This window comes from Herbaspirillum aquaticum, assembly GCF_002213425.1.
GTDB lineage: Bacteria > Pseudomonadota > Gammaproteobacteria > Burkholderiales > Burkholderiaceae_D > Herbaspirillum > Herbaspirillum aquaticum.
Genome location: NZ_NJGV01000005.1, coordinates 42308 through 61410, shown reverse-complemented (window position 1 = coordinate 61410; position 19103 = coordinate 42308). Strand labels below are relative to the sequence as shown.

Sequence of the window (19103 nt, the reverse complement as noted above, 5' to 3'; positions counted from 1 at the left end):
CTGCGGATGACAGAACAAGACACGACCCAGGAATTGCCCGCCAGCCATGGCCACCCCGACGCGGCACGCCGCCCTGACGTGGTGGCCGCCATCAACGCCCGTGCCGGCGGCGGCCACGCCGACGAACTGGCCGCCCACATCACCGGAGAATTCGCCCGACACGGCCTGCACGCCGTGGTGCATCTGGCACGCAGCGGCGAAGACATGCTGCAGACTGCACGCAATGCCGTGCGCGACAAGATCGCGGTGGTCGCCGTGGGCGGCGGCGATGGCAGCGTCAATGCCGTCGCCTCCACCCTACTGGCCGATCCGCATTGCCAGAGTGCGCTGGGCGTGTTGCCGCTGGGCACGCTGAATCACTTTGCCAAGGACCTCAACATCCCGCTGACGCTGGACCAGGCCATCGCCAACATCGCCACCGGGCGCAAGCTCAAGGTCGACAGCGGCGAGGTCAATGGCGCGCCCTTCATCAACAATTCCAGCCTGGGTCTCTATCCCGACATCGTGCGCGAACGCGAAAAGCAGCAGGCGCGCCTGGGCCGAGGCAAATGGCTGGCCTTTACCTGGGCTGCCATGGGCGCGCTGCGACGCTATCCCTTCCTGCGCGTGCGGCTGTCCATCGATGGCAAGGAACACTGGCGGCGCACGCCCTTCGTCTTCATCGGCAACAACGAATACCTGATGAGCGGCCTGGACATCGGCAAGCGATCCACCCTCACAGACGGCCAGCTCAGTCTCTACGTGTGCCACCGCACCGGCCGCTGGGGCTTGCTGCGCCTGGCCCTGCATGCACTGTTCGGCCGCCTGCGCGAGGCGCACGACTTCGACGTGCTCACCTGCAGCGAGATCCACATCGAGACGCACAAAAAGCGCATGCGCGTGGCCACCGATGGCGAAGTCAACCTGATGCAGACACCGCTGCACTACCGCATCCGCCCCGCCTCACTGACCGTGATCGTGCCGCAGGCCGCCGCCCCGCAAACGGCCGGCAGCAGCGAGCCCGGCCTGCTCGACAAGCTGCTGGGGGAGAACTGATGCGTACCCTCATCCACCTGTCGGACCTGCATTTCGGCCGCACCGATCCGGAGATCATCGAACCCCTGGTCGCTCAGGTGCACGAGCTCAAGCCGGACCTGGTGGTGGTATCCGGCGACCTCACCCAGCGCGCCCGCAGCAGCCAGTTCAAAGAGGCCCGGGCGTTTCTCAACATGCTGCCGCAGCCGCAGCTGGTGGTACCCGGCAATCACGATGTCCCGCTCTTCAACGTTGCGGCGCGGCTGCTGCAGCCGCTGCGCAAGTACAAACGCCACATATCGGCCGATCTGCAGCCGCTGTACGTGGATGAGGAAATCGCCGTGGTCGGCATCAATACCGCGCGTTCCCTGACCATCCAGGATGGCCGCGTGAACGACCGGCAGATCGAGCACGCACGACGCGAACTGGCCGGTGTGGGCGATCACCTGGTCAAGATCATCGTCACCCATCATCCCTTCGACCTGCCGCCAGGCCCGCAACATCACGGCCTGGTCGGCCAGGCGGTGCCGGCCATGCGCGCCTTCGCGCTGTGTGGGGCCGACCTGCTGCTGGCAGGTCACGTGCACACCAGTTCGGCCGTCAGCAGCGCCGGGCGCTATCACATCCCCGGCTATTCGGCGCTGGTGGTGCAAGCAGGCACGGCCACCTCCACCCGCGGACGTGGCGAGAGCAATTCCTTCAACGTCTTGCAGGTGGAGGCGCACCAGATCGTGGTGCATCGACTGGGCTGGAAACCCGAGGTGAAAAGTTTTGCGCTGGCCGCGTCGCAGACCTTCGTACAACGCGGCAGCGAGTGGTTCGAGCAGACCGCCGATGGCCTGCTCCGTGAATGATCAGGCCGTAGCGCGGCGCGCGCGGGAATAACGGATCACATCCACCAGCAGGAACAGCAGCAGACTGGCACCCATCAGGGGCAGACTCCAGCCCAGCAGCAGGGCCAGCACCGCCAGCGTCAGGCGCTGCAGGGGCGCCAGGTGCATCACCGCCTGCGACAGGGGTGCCAGGCTGGCACCGGCCGCCGGGCGGCGCCGCCACCACATCACGTAGCCCAGCACGATGAGCCCGGTCAGGGCCACGCCGAAGAGGGCCATCAGGATCTGGTTTGCCACGCCAAACAGCACGCCCATGTGGGCATCCACACCCCAGCGGATCAGCTTGGCGATCAGCGGAAAGTCAGCGAAATCGGCACGGCTGGTGATGGCCATGCGGTCGGCATCGATGGCCACCGTATCGACCTGGGTCGGCCAGGAGCGATCCACCTCGCGGACCACCCAGGCCTGCTGGGCCGCGCGCGGCGGGCGGATCTCGATCTCGGCAGCATCGATGCCGCCTGCGCGGGCAATCTGCTGCACCATGTCGAAGCGGGCCGGGTCGCTGGCTTGCGGCATGGGCATCTGCATGCCATGCGCGCCCATGTGGTCGGCGTGTTCGCCCATGGACATGGCCGGCGCGCCTGCCTGCAATTGGGTCGAGACCGAAGGCGTGATCCAGCCCAGTTGCGTGCGCATCTGGCTCACGCGCTCACCGGCCCAGCGCGACCAGGTCAGGCCCGTGGCCGAGAAGAACACCAACCCCAGCACGATCCACAGCCCGACCAGCGCATGCAGCCGCCGCGCGTTCATGGGGCGCGGCGAACGCGCCGCACTGCCGGCGCGTCGCCGGCGCGCGTGCCACCACAGCCACACCCCGCCCAAGGCCCCCAGCCACAGCCAGGAAGCGGCCAGTTCGCTGTAATTGCGGCCGACATCGCCCAGCATCAGGTTGCGGTGCAGGTAATCGAGCGTGGTGCGCAAGGGCAGCACGCCGCTGGTGCCATAGACGATGAGGTCGCCCTTGACCTGCAGGCTGACCGGATCCACGAAGATGGCCCGGCTCTCCGAGTCGCCCAGGCCGGGCTGGGTGAACATCACGCGGGTATTCCATCCCTGCGCCTTGGCCGGGCGCACTGCGAACAGGCGCGCCTGCGGCCCCAGAAAGGCCTGCGCGGCCTTCACCTGTTCAGCCAGCGGCCGGGCCTCGCCCCTGCTTTGGTTATAGAGCTGGGCGGCATAGAGATGCGATTCGATCTGCGGGGTCAGCACGTACAGCGTGCCGGTCAGCGCGGCCACCAGGATGAAGGGGCCGACGAACAGGCCGATGTAGAAATGCAGGCGCAGCAGCACGGCATGCAAGGCGGAGCGGTGGGCGTCGCCGGTACGGGCGGTCGCGCTGGCGGCGTTGGCATTTGCATTGGCAGTGCCATCGCCGGCGGGCTGGAAGGAGGTGGTCATGGCTGCGGGCGGGGAGCGCCGAAAACGGAAAGAGGCTCGCGATTGTAGGCCGTGCGGCGCTCCCTGCGAATGTGGCAATTTGTCGCAGCCCCAATGAAAAAGAGCCGACGGAACAAATTCCGTGCGGCTCTTCCTGCCTGCGACCCGCGGCGCCGTGGTCACGGCGCGCAGAGGGGTCACATGGGATTTTCGTCGATCCAGTCGCCCGAAAAATCGAGGATGTAGGCGATCGCCTCGTCTTCGGTATCGAACTCATTGGTGGGCGCCTTGCGCTGGTAGCGCAGCTTGCCGCTGCCATCCTTGCCTTCGTGAATCACGAAGCAAGCCATGAATTTGCCGTTGTCGAGCTTCTTGATCTCCGGGATGACGGCGTTTCCCTTGTACGGGAAGATCTGGGACATGTGATGAAACCTCCTTGTTGCGAGGCGACATGCTAGCACAAGCCGGGCTTTCCTACCCGTGGACGGCCACTGGCAAGCCTCCTCCGGAAGCGCGATGCATGCGCCATTTGCACTCGCCAATTGCAACATAGTTGCATTTATGAGATATTCGCAACTCAGTTGCATTTACTTCAGCAGACCGGTCATCAGTTCAGCTGATGGCAACAGCCCTTCATCCACTCTTTCGCCGATTTCACGATTTCCATGACCTCCCCCCAACGCCAGCCCGGCGACCGCCGGCTTCCCGTGACGGTCCTCTCCGGTTTCCTCGGTGCCGGCAAGACCACCTTGCTCAACCACATCCTGCACAACCGTGAAGGGCGGCGGGTGGCGGTGATCGTCAATGACATGTCGGAAGTCAACATCGATGCTGCGCTGGTGCGCGATGGCGGCGCCGACCTCTCGCGCACGGAAGAAAAGCTGGTGGAGATGAGCAATGGCTGCATCTGCTGCACCCTGCGCGAAGACCTGCTGCTGGAAGTACGCAAGCTGGCACGCGAGCGCCGTTTCGACCAGCTGGTGATCGAATCGACCGGCATCTCCGAACCGCTGCCCGTGGCCGAGACGTTTACCTTCACCGATGAGGAGGGCGCCAGCCTGGCCGATGTGGCGCGGCTCGATACCATGGTCACGGTGGTGGACGCCTTCAATTTCCTCAAGCACTACAGCTCCCAGGACAGCCTGCAGGAGCGTGGCGAATCCATGGGCGAGGAAGACGGCCGCACCGTGGTCGACCTGCTCATCGAGCAGATCGAATTCTGCGACGTGATCGTGCTCAACAAGCTGGACCTGGTCTCGCCGCCTGAGCTGGAGCGGCTGCACGCCATCCTGCACAAGCTCAACCCGCGCGCACGCATCGTCACCGCGCAATTCGGCAAGGTCGCGCTGGACCAGGTATTGAACACCGGCCTGTTCGATTTCGACCAAGCCAGCCAGGCCCCCGGCTGGCTGCAGGAACTGCGCGGCGAGCACGTCCCGGAAAGCGAACAGTACGGCATCACCAGCTTCGCCTGGCGTGCGCGCCGGCCCATGCATCCGCAGCGCTTCCACGCTCTGGTCAACAGCGAATGGCCGGGCGTGGTGCGCTCCAAGGGATTCTTCTGGCTCGCCACACGTCCGGCCCATGCGGGTTCGTGGTCGCAGGCCGGTGCCGTCTGCCGCCACGGGCTGGCCGGCAAGTGGTGGGCCGCCGTGCCGCGCGAGAAGTGGCCGCAGGACCAGGAGTCCATCGACTTCATCCTCGAACAATGGGATGACAACGTCGGCGATGCGCGCCAGGAACTGGTGATGATCGGCATGGAGATGGACCAGGCGGCATTGACGGCCAAACTCGAAGCCTGCCTGCTGACCGATGCCGAGATGGCGCAAGGCCCGATGGGCTGGGCGCGCATGGCCGATCCTTTCCCCGGCTGGGAGTAAACGGCATGAGCGTCACCGACAAACGCAGCCCCCTGCCCGACGTCGCCCGCGACGAACCTGCCAGCATCGCCCTGCCCCTGCAATGGGTGGGCATGTGCGGCATCGCCCTGCCGCTGCGGCTGCCCGACGGCACGACACTGCCTGCCAGCGCCGAAGTGGCGGTCGACCTGCCCGACCCGCAGGCCAAGGGCATCCACATGTCGCGGCTGTACCTGCTGCTGGACACCTTCGCGGGTCGATCGCGCCTCACGCCCGCCGCCGTACATGAACTGCTGCGCCAGATGCGCGAGAGCCACGCTGATTGCCAGTCACGCGCCGCCTTGCTGCGGCTGGACTTCGCCTTGCTGCAGCAGCGGGCTGCGCTGGTCACGCCGGCGCTGACGGGCTGGAAGAGCTATCCGGTCAGCCTGTCAGCGCAACTGCGCGATGACACGCTCGATCTCCGCCTGACGGTGAGCGTGGCCTATTCTTCCACTTGCCCCTGCTCGGCAGCGCTATCGCGACAGGCCTTGCAGGATGCCTTTGCCACTGACTTCGCGCAGCACGAGGCCATCGACCGCGATGCCGCGCTGGGCTGGCTGGCGCGCCATGCCAGTGTGGCCACGCCGCACAGCCAGCGCAGTCAGGCCGTGCTGAGCATTGCGGTCAGCGGCGATGCCGCACAGTTCCCGCTGGTGGAATTGATCGATAGCGCCGAAGCCGCACTGGGAACGGCCGTGCAGACGGCCGTGCGGCGCGCGGATGAACAGGCCTTTGCGCTGGTCAATGGCGCCAACCTGATGTACGTGGAGGATGCTGCACGCCGGCTGCAACAAGCGCTGGAAGCGCGCTTTGCCGCCTGCTCGGTGCGCGTGTCGCACTTCGAAAGCCTGCACGCGCACGACGCCGTGGCGACCGCTGCAACGCCTGGCTGGCAGGAGCTGCTGCGCTGATGCCGGGCCGCTGCGACTGGCAGCGCCGCCCGAACCGGGGTATCGTTGCCCTTTCCGCTTCCCGTGTGTGCCGATGATGACGTCCGCTTTCCTTCCCTCTTCCCTGCGCAGGCTGCAATATGCGGCCTTCGCCCCCGGCCCGCGACTGCTGGTCCTCGGTGCCGTGCACGGCAATGAAACCTGCGGCACCCAGGCCATCGCCCGCCTGCAGCAAGACCTCGACAGCGGGCAACTGCGCCTGCAGCGCGGCCTGCTGACGCTGGTGCCGGTGACCAATCCGCTGGCCTATCAACGGCAACAGCGCCAGGGCGACCGCAACCTGAACCGCAACCTGCGCCCGCACCCGGCCCCCGCCAACTTCGAGGACCAGCTCTGCAACGTGCTCTGTCCGTGGATCGATGAGCACGAGATCCTGCTGGACCTGCATTCCTTCCATACCGGCGGCATGCCCTTTGCGATGCTAGGACCGGAAGACAATGGCGGCGAGGTCGAACCCTTTGCCCATGCGGCCGCCGAAGCGCGCATGGTGGCGCACCTGGGCTGCCAGCGCGTGGTGGAAGGATGGATGGGGGCCTATGTACGCGGAGTGGAGCGCCGCCGCCAGCAAGGCCATGCGGTTTCTCCCGACCTGCTGGACCGCCAGTATGGCGTGGGCACCACCGAATACGCGCGCAGCAAGGGTTTATACGGGGTGACCCTGGAATGCGGCCAGCACGATGATCCGCAAGCGCCGGAAATCGCCTATCGCGCCATCCTTCAGACGCTGGCGCTGCACGGCATGATCGATGCCCCCCTGCAGCCGCCGGCGGCCGATATCCAGCTGATCCGCCTGGTCGATGTGATCGACATGGAACATGCCGAGGACCGCTTCACCCGTGAATGGTCCAGCTTCGACCGTGTGCAGCAGGGTGAAGTGATCGGCCACCGGCATGACGGCCAGGCGGTGCTGGCGCCGGGCGACGGCTACATCGTCTTCCCCAATCCGCGCGCCTTGCCGGGCAATGAATGGTTCTACTTCGGGGTCGACAGCCAGCGTCGGCTGTGAAATCGCAAGCGCTTCAGCAATCCAGTGCGTAGAAGCGGGAATCGACCACCATCACCGGGAAGGCAGGCGGCAGCGTGCTCTTCTCGATGAGCCGGAAACCGTTTTTCTCGTAGAAGCGATGCGCCGCCAGGAACTTGTCGGTAGTGCCCAGGAAAATCTGCCGCACGCCCTGCGCGCGCGCCCAGGCGATGGCGCCTTCCAGCAACCGCGCGGCAGTGCCATGCTCCTTGCCGCGATGGCTGGCCGCCACGAACATCTTGCGCAGCGCCACCTGGGCGTTGCCGATATCGAGCAGGGAAATGGTACCGACCACCTTGCCGCCATCGAGCGCCACCCAGAAATTGCCGTGGCCCTTCTGGTAGAAACCGGCAATATCCTTCAGGTCAGGCTGACCCTCCAGCGTGATGGGGATACCGAACTCTTCCTGCTGGATGGGCAGGATAACGTCGACCACGCCCTGTGCGTGTTCCGGGCGATAGGCTTGAATCTCGATCATGGCAATTCTTTATAAATGATTTATAACGTTATTTCAGTTCATTTCCGGGCGTCAGCTCCCAGCAGCGGGGGCTGTGGGCGAAACCGATATGACTGTAGTAGTCGGTGGCATCGGGTGCAGCCAGCAAACGCAGGCGGCAGCGCGGACCGAGGCGGCTGCGGGCGGCGCGGATGAGTTCCTTGCCGATGCCACGGCGCTGGTACTGTTCATCGACGGCCAGCTCCGACATGTAGCAGGCATAGACGAAATCGGTGACGCAGCGCGCCACACCGACCAGCAGTTCGCCATCCCAGGCGGTCGCGGTCAGGCTGGCATGGGTGACCATGGCCTCCATGCATTCCCGGTCGTCGAGCGGACGGCGCGGGCCCAGCGAAGTACGGGAAAGAATGTCGATGAACTGATCGGCGGTCAGTGGAAGGTCGGTACGGTAGACGATGGGCATGGGCGCAGGCGGACGTGACGACGAAGCCGGTCACGTTAACACAAAACGCCGCAGGGCATGCAGCGCTGCGGCGTCCCTTGTGCCTCGCGCAGTCCGGCGGATCAGTCGGGCCGCGCGTAGACCTTGTGCGAGATGGGCTTGCCGCTGGCGTCGACCTGCACCAGCACCATTTCACCGGAGGCCACGCTCTCGCCGGTCCAGCGCCCGATGTTCACGTCATGCGTGACCAGGATCAGCGCCCGGCTGCCCTTGCCCGGCAAGGCCTTGCGCAGGTACTGTTCCAGCCGCTGGTTGGCGGTCTCGCCCTGGGCCGCGTCGTTGAAGAAGGAGGCCAGGCCATCCTGCACCTCGGGTGTGCCGAAACCCAGCAAGGTGGCGGTCTCCTTGGTACGGCACCACGGGCTGCTGGCCACCATGGCGCGAACCACGCCTTGCTGGCGCAACCAGTTGCCGATCTTGCGCGCCTGTTCACGCCCCTCTTCATTCAGGTTGCGCTGGGTGGCACAGTCATTGAGCGTGAAACCTGCGGGGTCCCCGATGCCCGGCGCACGCGCGTGGCGCATGATCAGGACATGATCGGGCTGGGACAGTTTGTCCGACAGTTCGGAAGCACCTGCCGCCACGGGCAGGCATGACAGCGCCAGCAGGGAGAACAGAAACGCGGCAATACGTGATGACATGGAACGCCTCGACGGGATCGGATGGATCAAATGAATCACGTGGATCATGTGGATCAAGGCTGCCAGTCTAGCCCAAGGCCATCGCACCACGCCCGCTTCAACGCCGCATTTGCCGCGTCAAAAACAGGTCATGGTGCAGAAAACGTCAGGCCATGTGCCGAAACGTTCAGGCGTTTTTCCAGCTCGGTGCGCGCTTTTCGAGGAAGGCATTGACGCCCTCCTTCTGGTCCTGGGTATCGAAGAGATCGACAAAGAGTTCGCGTTCGGTCTGCAGGATGGTGCCCAGCGGATTGTGACGCGCCCCCTGGATCAGCTGCTTGCTGGCCGCAACAGACGACGGGCTCTGCTTCTCGGCCTGCAAGGCCAGCGCCAGCGCACGTTCGCGCGCCTGGCCCTTGGGCACCACCTCTTCCACCAGGCCGATGCGCAGGGCGGTCTCGGCATTGACACGTTCCCCGCACAGGATCATGCGCTTGGCCCAGCCTTCACCGACCAGCCAGGGCAGGTTCTGCGTGCCGCCCGCGCAGGGCAGCAAGCCCACGGCGGCTTCCGGCAAGGCCATCTGGGCTTGCTCTTCGGCGATGCGGATGTCGCAGGCCAGGGCACACTCCAGGCCACCGCCCATGGCGTAGCCATTGATGGCGGCAATCGACACGCCACGGAAGCCCGACAAGGTCTCGAAGGCTTCCCCGAAGCGGCGCGCCATCTCCCGTGCCATGGCCTTGTCGCCATCGGCGAAGAGCTTGAGGTCAGCCCCGGCGGAGAAGAATTTCTCACCCTCGCCGGTCACGACCAGGGTGTAGATCTCACGGTCGGCATTGAGGTCCTTGACCAGGCGCGTGAGATCGGCCAGTGCTTCGCGGGTCCAGGTGTTGGCCGGGGGATTGGACAGGGTCAGCACGGCGGTGTGGCCGCATTTTTCCAGCTTCAGGTTGGTGTAGGTGCTCATGCGTTTCCTTGTGAGGGTTCAGCGGATGTCGTCCAGCGTGTCGCGGCCGAGCAGGTTGCGCGAGATGATGACGCGCATGATTTCGTTGGTGCCTTCCAGGATCTGGTGCACCCGCACGTCACGGAAATAGCGTTCCAGCGGATATTCGCGGATGTAGCCGTAGCCGCCGTGCAATTGCAGCGCCTCATTGCAGACCCGGAAACCCAGGTCAGTGGCCAGCCGCTTGGCCATGGCGCAATAGGTCGTGGCCTCTGGCGAGCCGGCATCCAGCTTGGCCGCTGCCAGCCGCACCATCTGGCGGGCGGCCACCAGTTCGGTCTGCATGTCGGCCAGCTTGAATTGCAGGGCCTGGAAGTCGGCAATCGGACGGCCGAACTGCTTGCGCTCCTTCATGTAGGCGTGGGCCGCGTCCAGCGCCGCCTGCGCCGCGCCCACCGAGCAGGTGGCGATATTGATGCGCCCGCCATCGAGCCCCTTCATGGCGAAGACGAAGCCCTCGCCCTCCTCGCCCAGCAGGTTGCCGGTCGGCACCTTGACGTTGTCGAAGCTGATGGAGCGCGTGGGCTGGCTGTTCCAGCCCATCTTGCTTTCCTTCTTGCCGTAGCTGATGCCGGGGGTGTCACCCGGCACTGCGATGGCCGAGACGCCGCGCGCACCGGGGCCGCCGGTGCGGGCCATCACCACCAGCAGGTCGGTGCTGCCGGCGCCCGAGATGAAGGCCTTGGACCCGTTGATGAGGTAGAAGTCATCGACCCGGCGCGCCGTGGTCTTGAGCGAGGCGGCATCCGAACCCGAGCCCGGTTCGGTGAGGCAGTAAGAGCCGATCTTCTGGCCGGCGGCCAGTTGTTCGCACCATTCTTCTTTCAGTTCCGCATGGCCCCAGGTGGCGACCATCCAGCTGACCATGTTGTGGATGGTGAGATAGGCTGCCGTGGAGGTACAGGCACGCGCCAGTTCCTCGAACACCACCGTGGCATCCAGGCGCGAGAGGCCCAGGCCGCCCACCTCTTCCGGGGTGTAGAGGCCGCAGAAGCCCAGCTCGCCAGCCTTGGCGATCACGTCCAGCGGGAAGTGCGCCTCCTCGTCCCACTGGGCGGCGAAGGGGGCCATGGCGCGCGCAGCGAAATCGCGCGCACTTTGCTGGAAGGCCAGCTGGTCTTCGTTGAGTTCAAAATCCATGCTTGTCTCCTGTTCGTTGTTCTTGCCAGGCAATGCGGGATGGCGAGGCGCCTCCCGCTTTGGCGATTAGCTTAATGGAATTCGCGGCAGGCAGTTGTCACCGGCGCGACATTGGAGGGTATTCTCACCCTGGCGCGGCCAGAACTGGTCAGGCCGCAGCCGGCGTTGCGCCAGGCGCTGGCTTCGTGCCGGCCTGCGCAAACGCTGCCAGCAATTGCGCCTGCCGCACCTGCATGGCCTGTACCGCCTGCTCCTTGACATGGCCGAAGCCGCGCACCTGTTCCGGCAACTGCGCCAGGGCGATGGCCTCGGCCAGATTGTCAGCCGTCAATGCGGGCAGCAGCTCCATCACCATCTCGCGATATTGCACGATCAGCGCCCGCTCCATGCGCCGTTCCGCGGTGCGCCCGAAGAGATCGAAGACCCCGCCGCGCAAGCCCTTGCAGCGTGCCAGCAGCTTGAAGGCCGTCATCATCCAGCTGCCATAGCGCGCCTTCACCAGTCGCCCCTGACCATCCTTGCGCGCGAAGATCGGCGGTGCCAGGTTGAAGCTGAGGGTGAAATCGCCCTCGAACTGCTGCGCCAGGTCCTTCTGGAACTGGCCGTTGGTATAGAGCCGCGCCACCTCGTATTCGTCCTTGTAAGCCATCAGGCGCGAGAGATTGCGGGCCACGGCCAGGGCCAGCTTGTCGCTGCCCAGCGGCGCTTCGGCGGCGCGCACGGCCTCTACCACTTCGACGAACCGGGCGGCGTAGGACGCATCCTGATACCCGGTCAGCAAGGCCACCCGGCGCTTGATCAGTTGGTCCAGCGACTGCGGCAGATGCACCACCACCGGCTGGGCCGGCAGCGCGATCTGCTCCACGCGGCGCAAGTCGACGGCAGCGCGGCGTCCCCAGCGGAAGGCGGTCTGGTTGGCCTCGACCGCTACGCCATTGAGTTCGATCGCACGCAGCAGCGCGGCTTCGGTCAAGGGCAGTTCACCGCGCTGCCAGGCATAGCCCAGCATGAAGAGATTGGTGGCGATGGCGTCGCCCATCAGGGCTGTGGCCAGGCGTGTGGCATCGATGAAGTCGGCCTGCTGGTCGACCGATTCCAGGATCAGCGCCTTGACCTCTTCGAACGGGAACTGCCAGTCGGGATTCTTGGCGAATTGACCGGGCGGCTGCTGGTGCAGGTTGACCACCGCCCGGGTGCGGCCGGGGCGCATCTTGGAGATGGCATCGAAGGCGCCCGCCGTGAGCATGTCGCACCCCAGCACCAGGTCGGCTTCGCCGGTAGCGATGCGCTGCGCACGGATGGAATCGCGCCGGGCGGCAATGCGCACGTGCGAGGTCACGGAACCGTTCTTCTGCGACATGCCGGTCATGTCCAGCACCGACGCACCCTTGCCTTCCAGATGCGCGGCCATGCCCATGAGTGCGCCGATGGTGATGACCCCGGTGCCACCGATGCCGTTGATGAGGATGTTGAAGGGCGTCTCGCAGGAAGGAATGGCCGGTTCGGGCAGCACACGGAAATCATCGGGCGCGCCCTTCTTGTGGACGCCGTTGCGCGACTTCTTCAACTGGCCGCCAGTCACGGTGACGAAACTGGGACAGAAGCCCTTCACGCAGGAATAATCCTTGTTGCAGGACGACTGGTCGATGACGCGCTTGCGGCCCAGTTCGGTCTCCAGCGGCAGGATCGAGGTGCAGTTGGACTGCACGCCGCAATCGCCGCAGCCCTCGCACACGGCGGCATTGATGAAGAGCCGTTCGTTGGGGTCAGGGAATTCTCCCTTCTTGCGGCGGCGGCGCTTTTCGGCGGCGCAGGTCTGGTCGTAGATGATCACGCTCACACCCGGGATCTCGCGCAGCTCGCGCTGCACGGCATCCATGTCCCTGCGGTCGTGCAGGCTCACTGCCTGCGGCAGGCCACTGCGGTCGGCGTAACGGCTGATGTCCTCCGAGACCAGCGCGATGCGTTGCACGCCTTCAGCAGCCATCTGCTGCGCGATCATCGGCACCGACACCGTGCCGTCCACCGGCTGTCCGCCCGTCATGGCCACGGCATCGTTGTACAGGATCTTGTAGGTCATGTTGACCCGCGCGGCCACGGCTGCGCGAATGGCCAGGTAACCCGAATGGAAATAGGTGCCATCGCCCAGGTTGGCGAACACGTGCGGCACCTTGGAGAATGGCGCCTGCCCGATCCAGGGCGCGCCCTCGCCGCCCATGTGGGTGGTCAGCTTGTTGAATTCCGGATAGATGGCGGTGGCCATGACGTGGCAGCCGATCCCTGCCAGCGCGAAGCTGCCCTCGGGCACGCGCGTGGAGGTATTGTGCGGACAGCCCGAACAATAGTAAGCCGGGCGCGGCGGCGTATTGACAGCCTTGCTCAGCACCGCATCCTTGGCATCGAGGAAGGCCAGGCGCGCCTTGATCAGGTCACTGGTATGGAAACGCGCGATGCGCGCGGCAATCACGCGGGCGATCTGCGCCACCGAGAAATCGGCCTTGGAGGTCAGCAGCCATTCGCCGCGCGGGGCCACCCATTCGCCCTTTTCGTCGAACTTGCCGATCACGCGCGGACGGACATCATCGCGCCAGTTGTAGAGCTGCTCCTTCAACTGGTATTCGACCATCTGGCGCTTTTCTTCCACCACCAGGATTTCATCGAGGCCCTGCGCGAATTCACGCACGCCATCCGGCTCCAGCGGCCAGGGCATGGAGACCTTGAAGACCCGCAGCCCGATCTCGGCCGCAAAGGCTTCGTCGATGCCCAGTTCGGACAAGGCTTCCAGTACATCCAGATAGGACTTGCCCGAGGCGATGATGCCCAGCCGCGCCCGGGGACTGTCGATCATCACGCGGTTGAGCTTGTTGGCGCGCGCGTAGGCCAGCGCGGCATAGATCTTGTAATCCTGCATCAGCGCTTCCTGCTTGCGCGCCTGCACGCCCAGGGTATCGGTGGAAAGCCGTGCGTTGAGGCCGCCCGCAGGCATGGCGAAATCGGTCGGCAGGCGGATCTCGACGCGGAAGGGATCGGCATCCACCGAGGCACTGGACTCGACGGTGTCAGCCAGCGCCTTGAACCCGACCACACAGCCGGAATAACGCGACATGGCCCAGCCGTGCAGGCCCAGGTCCAGGTATTCCTGCACGTTGCAGGGATAGAGCATCGGGATCATCGATGCCGAAAAAATATGGTCCGACTGGTGTGGCAGGGTCGAGGAATACGCCCCGTGGTCGTCCCCGGCCACCAGCAGCACGCCGCCCTGGGCGGAGGTGCCGGCGTGGTTCATGTGCTTCAACACATCACCGCAGCGGTCCACGCCGGGCCCCTTGCCGTACCACATGGCATAGACGCCGTCATAGTCGGAAGGACCGATCAGCTTGACCTGCTGCGTGCCCCAGACGGCGGTGGCGGCCATGTCTTCGTTCACGCCGGGCTGGAACTTCACGCGGTGCGCGGCCAGGTGCGGCTGGGCGTGCCAGAGGGCTTCATCCAGTCCGCCCAGGGGCGAGCCGCGATAGCCGGAAATGAAACCTGCCGTGTTCAAGCCCGCCGCACGGTCGCGGATTTGCTGCAGCATCGGCAGGCGGACCAGCGCCTGGATGCCGGAGAGATAGATGGCGCCTTCGGTGGCGGTGTATTTGTCGTCCAAACTGACAGGTGCCAGTCCGGAAGTGTCTGTAGCTGTACCGGTACGGTTGCCTGTCCGGTCAATGAAGTGTGCGGTGACGGTATGCAAGCCGTCAGTCGCGGGGGTGCCGGGTGTCTGGTCGAGGACCGGCGAGTGAGCGCTCACTGGGGTCACAGCCTGTGCGCAGTCGCGAACGCCTTCTACGGTTGGCGTCGCCGCTGCGGCAGGCTCAGCTGCCGAACGGAATTGCATTGCTTGTCTCCAAAATTTTTGTTTCAGATAGCGTCTGCCATTACTGCACCGGGTACGGCACATCACTGCCAGACACATCGACCGTGGTAGCGGTCCACACAACAATCTCCGTCTCGAAAACTGCTGTGACTGAAGTCTATCCGCAGGGGCCAACAATGCGGAAATACCGAATGAGGATAGGGGTATAAGGAAAAACGATAGCCCTGGAGAGCGCAAAGGGCTCCGGCTCCAGCTCATTGCCACGTGGAAATCCAGGGGCCATGCGCAAGGATTGCCACACTTTTTCATCGTTTTGACAGCGATACGCGTTATGCTTGCCGGCAAAATTTTTTGTGCTGCCTTGCGGCAGCATTTCTTGACGACAACCCGCCACTACCACGCCGCCACCACGAATCATGAGCAATCCGATCCAAGAACAGATGGAACCCGACAGCGCCGTCTACAAAACCCTGCTGGAATCGACCAAGGCGATTCCCTGGAAGATCGACTGGAGCACCATGCAGTTCGCCTACATCGGCCCGCAGATCGAGCAACTGCTGGGCTGGACCCCGGAGAGCTGGAAGACGGCCGATGACTGGGCCATGCGCATCCACGCCGAAGACCGCGAGGCCGTGGTCAACTTCTGCATCTCGCAATCCAAGGCAGGTGCCGATCACGAGGCCGACTACCGTGCCCTGACCCGCGATGGCGAGCACATCTGGATCCGCGACGTGGTGCACGTGGTGCGCAATCCCGATGGCAGCCCCAATGCGCTGATCGGCTTCATGTTCGACATCACCGAGCGCAAGAAGACCGAAGCGCGCCTGGCCGAGCTGCAGAAGGAGCTGGAGGCGCTGTCCTATCGCGACGGCCTGACCAATGTGGCCAACCGCCGCATGTTCGATTCGGCGCTGGAAGTGGAATGGGCCAATGCGGTCAATACGCGCGCACCGTTGTCGCTGATCATGCTCGACATCGATTACTTCAAGCAGTACAACGACCATTACGGCCATATCCGGGGTGACGAATGCCTCAAGCAGGTGGCCCAGCTGCTCAGCCAGAGCGCCACCCGCAGCCGCGATTTCTTTGCCCGCTATGGCGGCGAGGAATTCGTGCTGATCCTGCCCGAGTGCGATGAAAAGGCCGCCCTGCAGGTGGCCCAGCGCTGCCGCGCGCTCATCAACGAAGCCGCCATCCCGCACGCCAAGTCGCAGATCTCCGAGCACGTCACCATCAGCCTGGGCGTGGCCACCATCGTGCCCTCGCCCATGGACCAGCGCATCGCCTTCCTGGAGCAGGCAGACCGCCGCCTGTACCGCGCCAAACAGTTGGGCCGTGACTGTATTGCCGTGGACGAGTGAACTGTACCTGTCTCGCAGCGAAGGCCGTCGCTACAATCGGCCTTCCTGCTTGCGCTTTGGCGCAGGTCCCCTGACCTTGCTGCGAGACTTTCATGCCTGCCACCTACGCTTACCGCCTGCTCAACGTCTTCGCCGAATCGACCTTCGGCGGCAATCCCCTGTGCGTCTTCGAGGATGCGCGCGGCCTCGATGAGGCCACCATGCTGGCGCTGGCCCTGCAATTCAATCTCTCGGAAACCACCTTCATCCTGCCTTCGACCGTGGCCGATGCGCGGGTGCGCATCTTCACCACGGGCTACGAGATGCCCTTTGCCGGACATCCCACGCTGGGCAGCGCGCAGGTCGTGCGCGCGCTCCTGGGTGGCGGCGATGCACTGCGCCTGGAATTCAAGGCCGGGGTAGTGCCGGTACAAGCCGAGGGCGACGTCTGGACCTTCACCGCACCCTGCCCCGGCGGCCCGCGCACGGCGCCATCGCCCCTGTCGCGCCGCGAGGTGGCCGCCCTGCTGGGCCTGGACGAAAGCGACCTGGCCGCCGATCCCATGTGGGTCGATACCGGTGCCGACCAGTTCCTCATTGCGCTGCGCTCGCCCGAGGCAGTGCGCCGTGTCCAGCCCGACAGCGGCCTACTGGACCGCTGGCCGGCCAGCAGCCTGGGGCGCAAGACGGCCTATGTGTTCGCCTTTGATGAGGAGGCCCCCGGCCAGGTGCTGGCGCGCTACTTCTTCACCAAGCAAGGCGGCGGTGTGGCCGAAGACCCGGGCACCGGCTCGGCTTGCGCCAACCTGGGCGGCTGGCTCATTGCCACCGGCGCAAGCCTGCCGGCGCGCTATGCCATCGACCAGGGCGCCGCCGTCGACCGCCCGTCGCGCCTGCGCCTGGCCGTCGGCAGCGATGGCGCAATCCAGGTCGGCGGCCGCGTCATCGAGATCGGACGGGGGACCGTCACCATCGATCCGGTCGGCCAGACCCTGCTGGCCTGAACGGCGCCATCAAGGGCCGGCCTGGGCGATCAACGCGTCAGGCCGCCTTCCTGCGTGAGCGGAAAGATCAACGCATGCAGCCAGTCCATGAACTCGGCCAGCCGTGCCGGCACATGGCGCCGGCTGGCATAGAGCAGGTTGATGGGCATGGGCGCCGGGCGATATTGCGGCAACACTTCCACCAGCTTGCCACCGTCGAGCATCTTGCGTTTCTGCGCGCCGACCAGCGGTAGCTGGATCAGGCCCAGGCCGGCCTGGCAGGCGGCGTAATAGGTCTCCGTGCTGTTGACCGTGACGCTGCCGGCCATGGGCAGCGTGCGGGTCTGGGTACCGTCGAACCACTCCCAGCCCGGTGAACGTCCGCCCAGCACCTGGCGGTAGTGCACCAGCTGGTGATGGGCCAGGTCCTCCAGGGTGCGCGGCGTGCCGTGCTTTTTCAGGTAGGCGGCGCTGGCGCAGTTGATCTGTGCCAGATGCCCGATGGGCCTCGCCACCAGCGAGGAATCATCCAGCGTGCCGGTCCGCAGCACGCAATCGAAACCTTCGGCCACCAGGTCGACGCGACGGTCACTGGCCGACAGCTCGATCTCCAGCTGCGGATGCCGCGCCAGGAAAGTCGGCAAGGCCGGCAATACCACTTCACGCGCCATGGCGCTGGACATGTCGACCCGCAGCTTGCCGCTCAAAGGCTGCCCGCCCGCGCGGAACATGCCGCGCAGGGACTCGAATTCATCCAGCAAATCCTGGCTGCGCCGGTAGAAGGCTTCGCCATCGGCGGTCAGCTGCACGCGCCGCGTGGTGCGCTGGAGCAGGCGCGTGCCCAGCATCTGTTCCAGCTGCTGCACGGCCAGCGAGACGCTGGCATTGGGCAGCCCCAGCTGGCGCGCCGCACCGCTGAAACTGGCCAGTTCGGCCACGCGCTGGAAGATCTTGAGGGTATCCAACTGGTTCATGCGCTCATCCGATTATTATTAAATATTGAAAAGTCTAATAGCAAATCCGAAATTTATTCGCTTTTTCCTTCTCAATATACTGGCCTCCGTGGTCTTGCAACATCCCTTGCATCGCTTCTCTCAACGACTTCCGGAGCCTCACATGAACGCAGCAACCTCTTCCAACAACACCTCTCCCCGCATCGCCCTGATCACCGGCGGCAGCCGCGGCCTGGGCAAGAACGCGGCCCTGCACCTGGCCCGCCAAGGCGTGGGTATCCTCTTCACCTATGTGGGCAACCGTACTGCTGCCGACGCCACGGTGTCAGAAATCGAAGCCTTGGGTGTGCCGGTGGCGGCCCTGCAACTGGACTTGGCTGACAGCGCAAGTTTTACGGCCTTCGCACAACAAGTGTCCGATGCACTGTACCGGCACTGGCAGGCCAGCCAATTCAACTACCTGGTCAACAACGGCGGCATGGGCATCTATGGCGCCATTGCCGAGACCAGCGAGGCCGACTTCGATGCACTCTACAAAGTCCATCTGAAAGGCCCCTTCTTCCTGACCCAGGCACTGCTGCCGCTGCTGGCCGATGGCGGTCGCATCATCAACATCTCCAGCGGGCTGGCGCGTTTCACGCTGCCGGGCTATGGCGCCTATGCCGCCATGAAGGGCGGCGTGGAAGTGATGACGCGCTACATGGCCAAGGAATTCGGTGCACGCGGCATTGCCGTCAACACCGTGGCACCGGGTGCCATCGAGACCGATTTCGGCGGTGGCCGCGTGCGCGACAATGCCGAGCTCAATGCCCTCATCGCCGGCCAGACCGCACTGGGCCGCGTGGGCTTGCCGGACGACATCGGCGCCGCGATTGCCTCGCTGCTGCGTGAAGACAATGGCTGGATCAACGCCCAGCGCGTGGAGGTCTCGGGCGGCTTCTCCATCTGAGCAAGCCAGGCCCCTGCGGCCTGATCACGAGCGTGACCACAAGACCGGCGTTTCCGCCCAGGAAATGCCGGTTTTTTTATGCATGATCATTCACTTCGGCAGCAGCGCATCCTGGCTTTTCGAGGCCCGCAT

General features: G+C 64.9%; 17 protein-coding genes. 8 read left to right on the top strand and 9 right to left on the bottom strand.

Annotated elements, in window-relative coordinates; genetic code table 11:
• Positions 1 to 6: 6 nt before the first annotated feature.
• Positions 7 to 1035 (top strand): diacylglycerol/lipid kinase family protein, encoded by a 1029-nt coding sequence (locus tag CEJ45_RS06460; RefSeq protein ID WP_088754351.1) that lies wholly within the window; start codon positions 7 to 9, stop codon positions 1033 to 1035.
• Entirely contained in the window at positions 1035 to 1868 is an 834-nt protein-coding gene (locus tag CEJ45_RS06455) for a metallophosphoesterase family protein (RefSeq protein ID WP_088754350.1), read from the top strand. Before CEJ45_RS06460 ends, CEJ45_RS06455 begins: the two co-directional genes overlap by 1 nt.
• On the opposite strand, the gene CEJ45_RS06450 is transcribed toward CEJ45_RS06455, so the two are convergent.
• On the bottom strand, positions 1869 to 3305 hold the full coding sequence (locus CEJ45_RS06450) for a PepSY-associated TM helix domain-containing protein (RefSeq protein ID WP_088754349.1): 1437 nt from the start codon (positions 3303 to 3305) through the stop codon (positions 1869 to 1871).
• A 176-nt stretch (positions 3306 to 3481) separates the two neighbouring features.
• Positions 3482 to 3706: a hypothetical protein gene (locus CEJ45_RS06445; RefSeq protein WP_034331366.1), complete on the bottom strand. Its 225-nt coding sequence runs from the start codon at positions 3704 to 3706 to the stop codon at positions 3482 to 3484.
• Positions 3707 to 3949: 243 nt separating this feature from the next.
• On the opposite strand from CEJ45_RS06445, the gene zigA reads away from it, so the two are divergent.
• The 3 genes from zigA to CEJ45_RS06430 all read left to right on the top strand — a co-directional run bounded on the left by zigA (position 3950) and on the right by CEJ45_RS06430 (position 7141).
• A complete protein-coding gene (gene zigA / locus CEJ45_RS06440) occupies positions 3950 to 5164 on the top strand; it encodes a zinc metallochaperone GTPase ZigA (RefSeq protein ID WP_088754348.1) in 1215 nt (404 codons plus the stop codon).
• A 5-nt stretch (positions 5165 to 5169) separates the two neighbouring features.
• Entirely contained in the window at positions 5170 to 6096 is a 927-nt protein-coding gene (gene folE2 / locus CEJ45_RS06435; RefSeq protein ID WP_088754347.1) for a GTP cyclohydrolase FolE2, read from the top strand.
• 76 nt (positions 6097 to 6172) lie between these two features.
• Positions 6173 to 7141: a M14 family metallopeptidase gene (locus CEJ45_RS06430; RefSeq protein WP_088754539.1), complete on the top strand. Its 969-nt coding sequence runs from the start codon at positions 6173 to 6175 to the stop codon at positions 7139 to 7141.
• Between the two features lie 13 nt (positions 7142 to 7154).
• Here the strand turns inward: CEJ45_RS06430 and CEJ45_RS06425 are convergent, their stop codons facing one another.
• From CEJ45_RS06425 to CEJ45_RS06400, 6 genes are all read right to left on the bottom strand, one after another.
• Positions 7155 to 7637, bottom strand: coding sequence for a GNAT family N-acetyltransferase (locus CEJ45_RS06425; RefSeq protein WP_088754346.1), 483 nt, complete (start codon positions 7635 to 7637; stop codon positions 7155 to 7157).
• 28 nt (positions 7638 to 7665) lie between these two features.
• Positions 7666 to 8079, bottom strand: coding sequence for a GNAT family N-acetyltransferase (locus CEJ45_RS06420; RefSeq protein WP_088754345.1), 414 nt, complete (start codon positions 8077 to 8079; stop codon positions 7666 to 7668).
• A gap of 101 nt (positions 8080 to 8180) precedes the next feature.
• Positions 8181 to 8759, bottom strand: coding sequence for a histidine phosphatase family protein (locus CEJ45_RS06415; RefSeq protein WP_158214895.1), 579 nt, complete (start codon positions 8757 to 8759; stop codon positions 8181 to 8183).
• A 166-nt stretch (positions 8760 to 8925) separates the two neighbouring features.
• Complete coding sequence (locus CEJ45_RS06410; protein ID WP_039787174.1) at positions 8926 to 9708, bottom strand: enoyl-CoA hydratase; 783 nt, start codon at positions 9706 to 9708, stop codon at positions 8926 to 8928.
• A gap of 18 nt (positions 9709 to 9726) precedes the next feature.
• Entirely contained in the window at positions 9727 to 10887 is a 1161-nt protein-coding gene (locus CEJ45_RS06405; RefSeq protein WP_088754343.1) for an acyl-CoA dehydrogenase family protein, read from the bottom strand.
• 148 nt (positions 10888 to 11035) lie between these two features.
• Positions 11036 to 14623, bottom strand: coding sequence for an indolepyruvate ferredoxin oxidoreductase family protein (locus tag CEJ45_RS06400; protein ID WP_420913286.1), 3588 nt, complete (start codon positions 14621 to 14623; stop codon positions 11036 to 11038).
• 563 nt (positions 14624 to 15186) lie between these two features.
• On the opposite strand from CEJ45_RS06400, the gene CEJ45_RS06395 reads away from it, so the two are divergent.
• Positions 15187 to 16107 carry a sensor domain-containing diguanylate cyclase gene (locus tag CEJ45_RS06395; protein ID WP_088754537.1) on the top strand — a complete coding sequence of 307 codons (921 nt, stop codon included), beginning with the start codon at positions 15187 to 15189 and terminating at the stop codon, positions 16105 to 16107.
• Positions 16108 to 16199: 92 nt separating this feature from the next.
• A complete protein-coding gene (locus CEJ45_RS06390) occupies positions 16200 to 17090 on the top strand; it encodes a PhzF family phenazine biosynthesis protein (RefSeq protein WP_088754342.1) in 891 nt (296 codons plus the stop codon).
• 29 nt (positions 17091 to 17119) lie between these two features.
• On the opposite strand, the gene CEJ45_RS06385 is transcribed toward CEJ45_RS06390, so the two are convergent.
• Positions 17120 to 18043: a LysR family transcriptional regulator gene (locus CEJ45_RS06385; protein ID WP_088754341.1), complete on the bottom strand. Its 924-nt coding sequence runs from the start codon at positions 18041 to 18043 to the stop codon at positions 17120 to 17122.
• A gap of 142 nt (positions 18044 to 18185) precedes the next feature.
• Between CEJ45_RS06385 and CEJ45_RS06380 the strand changes: the two genes are divergently transcribed.
• Positions 18186 to 18971: an SDR family NAD(P)-dependent oxidoreductase gene (locus CEJ45_RS06380; RefSeq protein WP_088754340.1), complete on the top strand. Its 786-nt coding sequence runs from the start codon at positions 18186 to 18188 to the stop codon at positions 18969 to 18971.
• Positions 18972 to 19103: the final 132 nt, after the last annotated feature.

Excerpts from the sequence above, each read along its gene's own strand:
- CEJ45_RS06460 (WP_088754351.1), top strand. The coding sequence starts at position 7 with ATGACAGAACAAGACACGACCCAGGAATTGCCCGCCAGCCATGGCCAC.
- CEJ45_RS06455 (WP_088754350.1), top strand. The coding sequence starts at position 1,035 with ATGCGTACCCTCATCCACCTGTCGGACCTGCATTTCGGCCGCACCGAT.
- CEJ45_RS06450 (WP_088754349.1), bottom strand. The coding sequence starts at position 3,305 with ATGACCACCTCCTTCCAGCCCGCCGGCGATGGCACTGCCAATGCAAAT.
- CEJ45_RS06445 (WP_034331366.1), bottom strand. The coding sequence starts at position 3,706 with ATGTCCCAGATCTTCCCGTACAAGGGAAACGCCGTCATCCCGGAGATC.
- zigA (WP_088754348.1), top strand. The coding sequence starts at position 3,950 with ATGACCTCCCCCCAACGCCAGCCCGGCGACCGCCGGCTTCCCGTGACG.
- folE2 (WP_088754347.1), top strand. The coding sequence starts at position 5,170 with ATGAGCGTCACCGACAAACGCAGCCCCCTGCCCGACGTCGCCCGCGAC.
- CEJ45_RS06430 (WP_088754539.1), top strand. The coding sequence starts at position 6,173 with ATGACGTCCGCTTTCCTTCCCTCTTCCCTGCGCAGGCTGCAATATGCG.
- CEJ45_RS06425 (WP_088754346.1), bottom strand. The coding sequence starts at position 7,637 with ATGATCGAGATTCAAGCCTATCGCCCGGAACACGCACAGGGCGTGGTC.
- CEJ45_RS06420 (WP_088754345.1), bottom strand. The coding sequence starts at position 8,079 with ATGCCCATCGTCTACCGTACCGACCTTCCACTGACCGCCGATCAGTTC.
- CEJ45_RS06415 (WP_158214895.1), bottom strand. The coding sequence starts at position 8,759 with ATGTCATCACGTATTGCCGCGTTTCTGTTCTCCCTGCTGGCGCTGTCA.
- CEJ45_RS06410 (WP_039787174.1), bottom strand. The coding sequence starts at position 9,708 with ATGAGCACCTACACCAACCTGAAGCTGGAAAAATGCGGCCACACCGCC.
- CEJ45_RS06405 (WP_088754343.1), bottom strand. The coding sequence starts at position 10,887 with ATGGATTTTGAACTCAACGAAGACCAGCTGGCCTTCCAGCAAAGTGCG.
- CEJ45_RS06395 (WP_088754537.1), top strand. The coding sequence starts at position 15,187 with ATGGAACCCGACAGCGCCGTCTACAAAACCCTGCTGGAATCGACCAAG.
- CEJ45_RS06390 (WP_088754342.1), top strand. The coding sequence starts at position 16,200 with ATGCCTGCCACCTACGCTTACCGCCTGCTCAACGTCTTCGCCGAATCG.
- CEJ45_RS06385 (WP_088754341.1), bottom strand. The coding sequence starts at position 18,043 with ATGAACCAGTTGGATACCCTCAAGATCTTCCAGCGCGTGGCCGAACTG.
- CEJ45_RS06380 (WP_088754340.1), top strand. The coding sequence starts at position 18,186 with ATGAACGCAGCAACCTCTTCCAACAACACCTCTCCCCGCATCGCCCTG.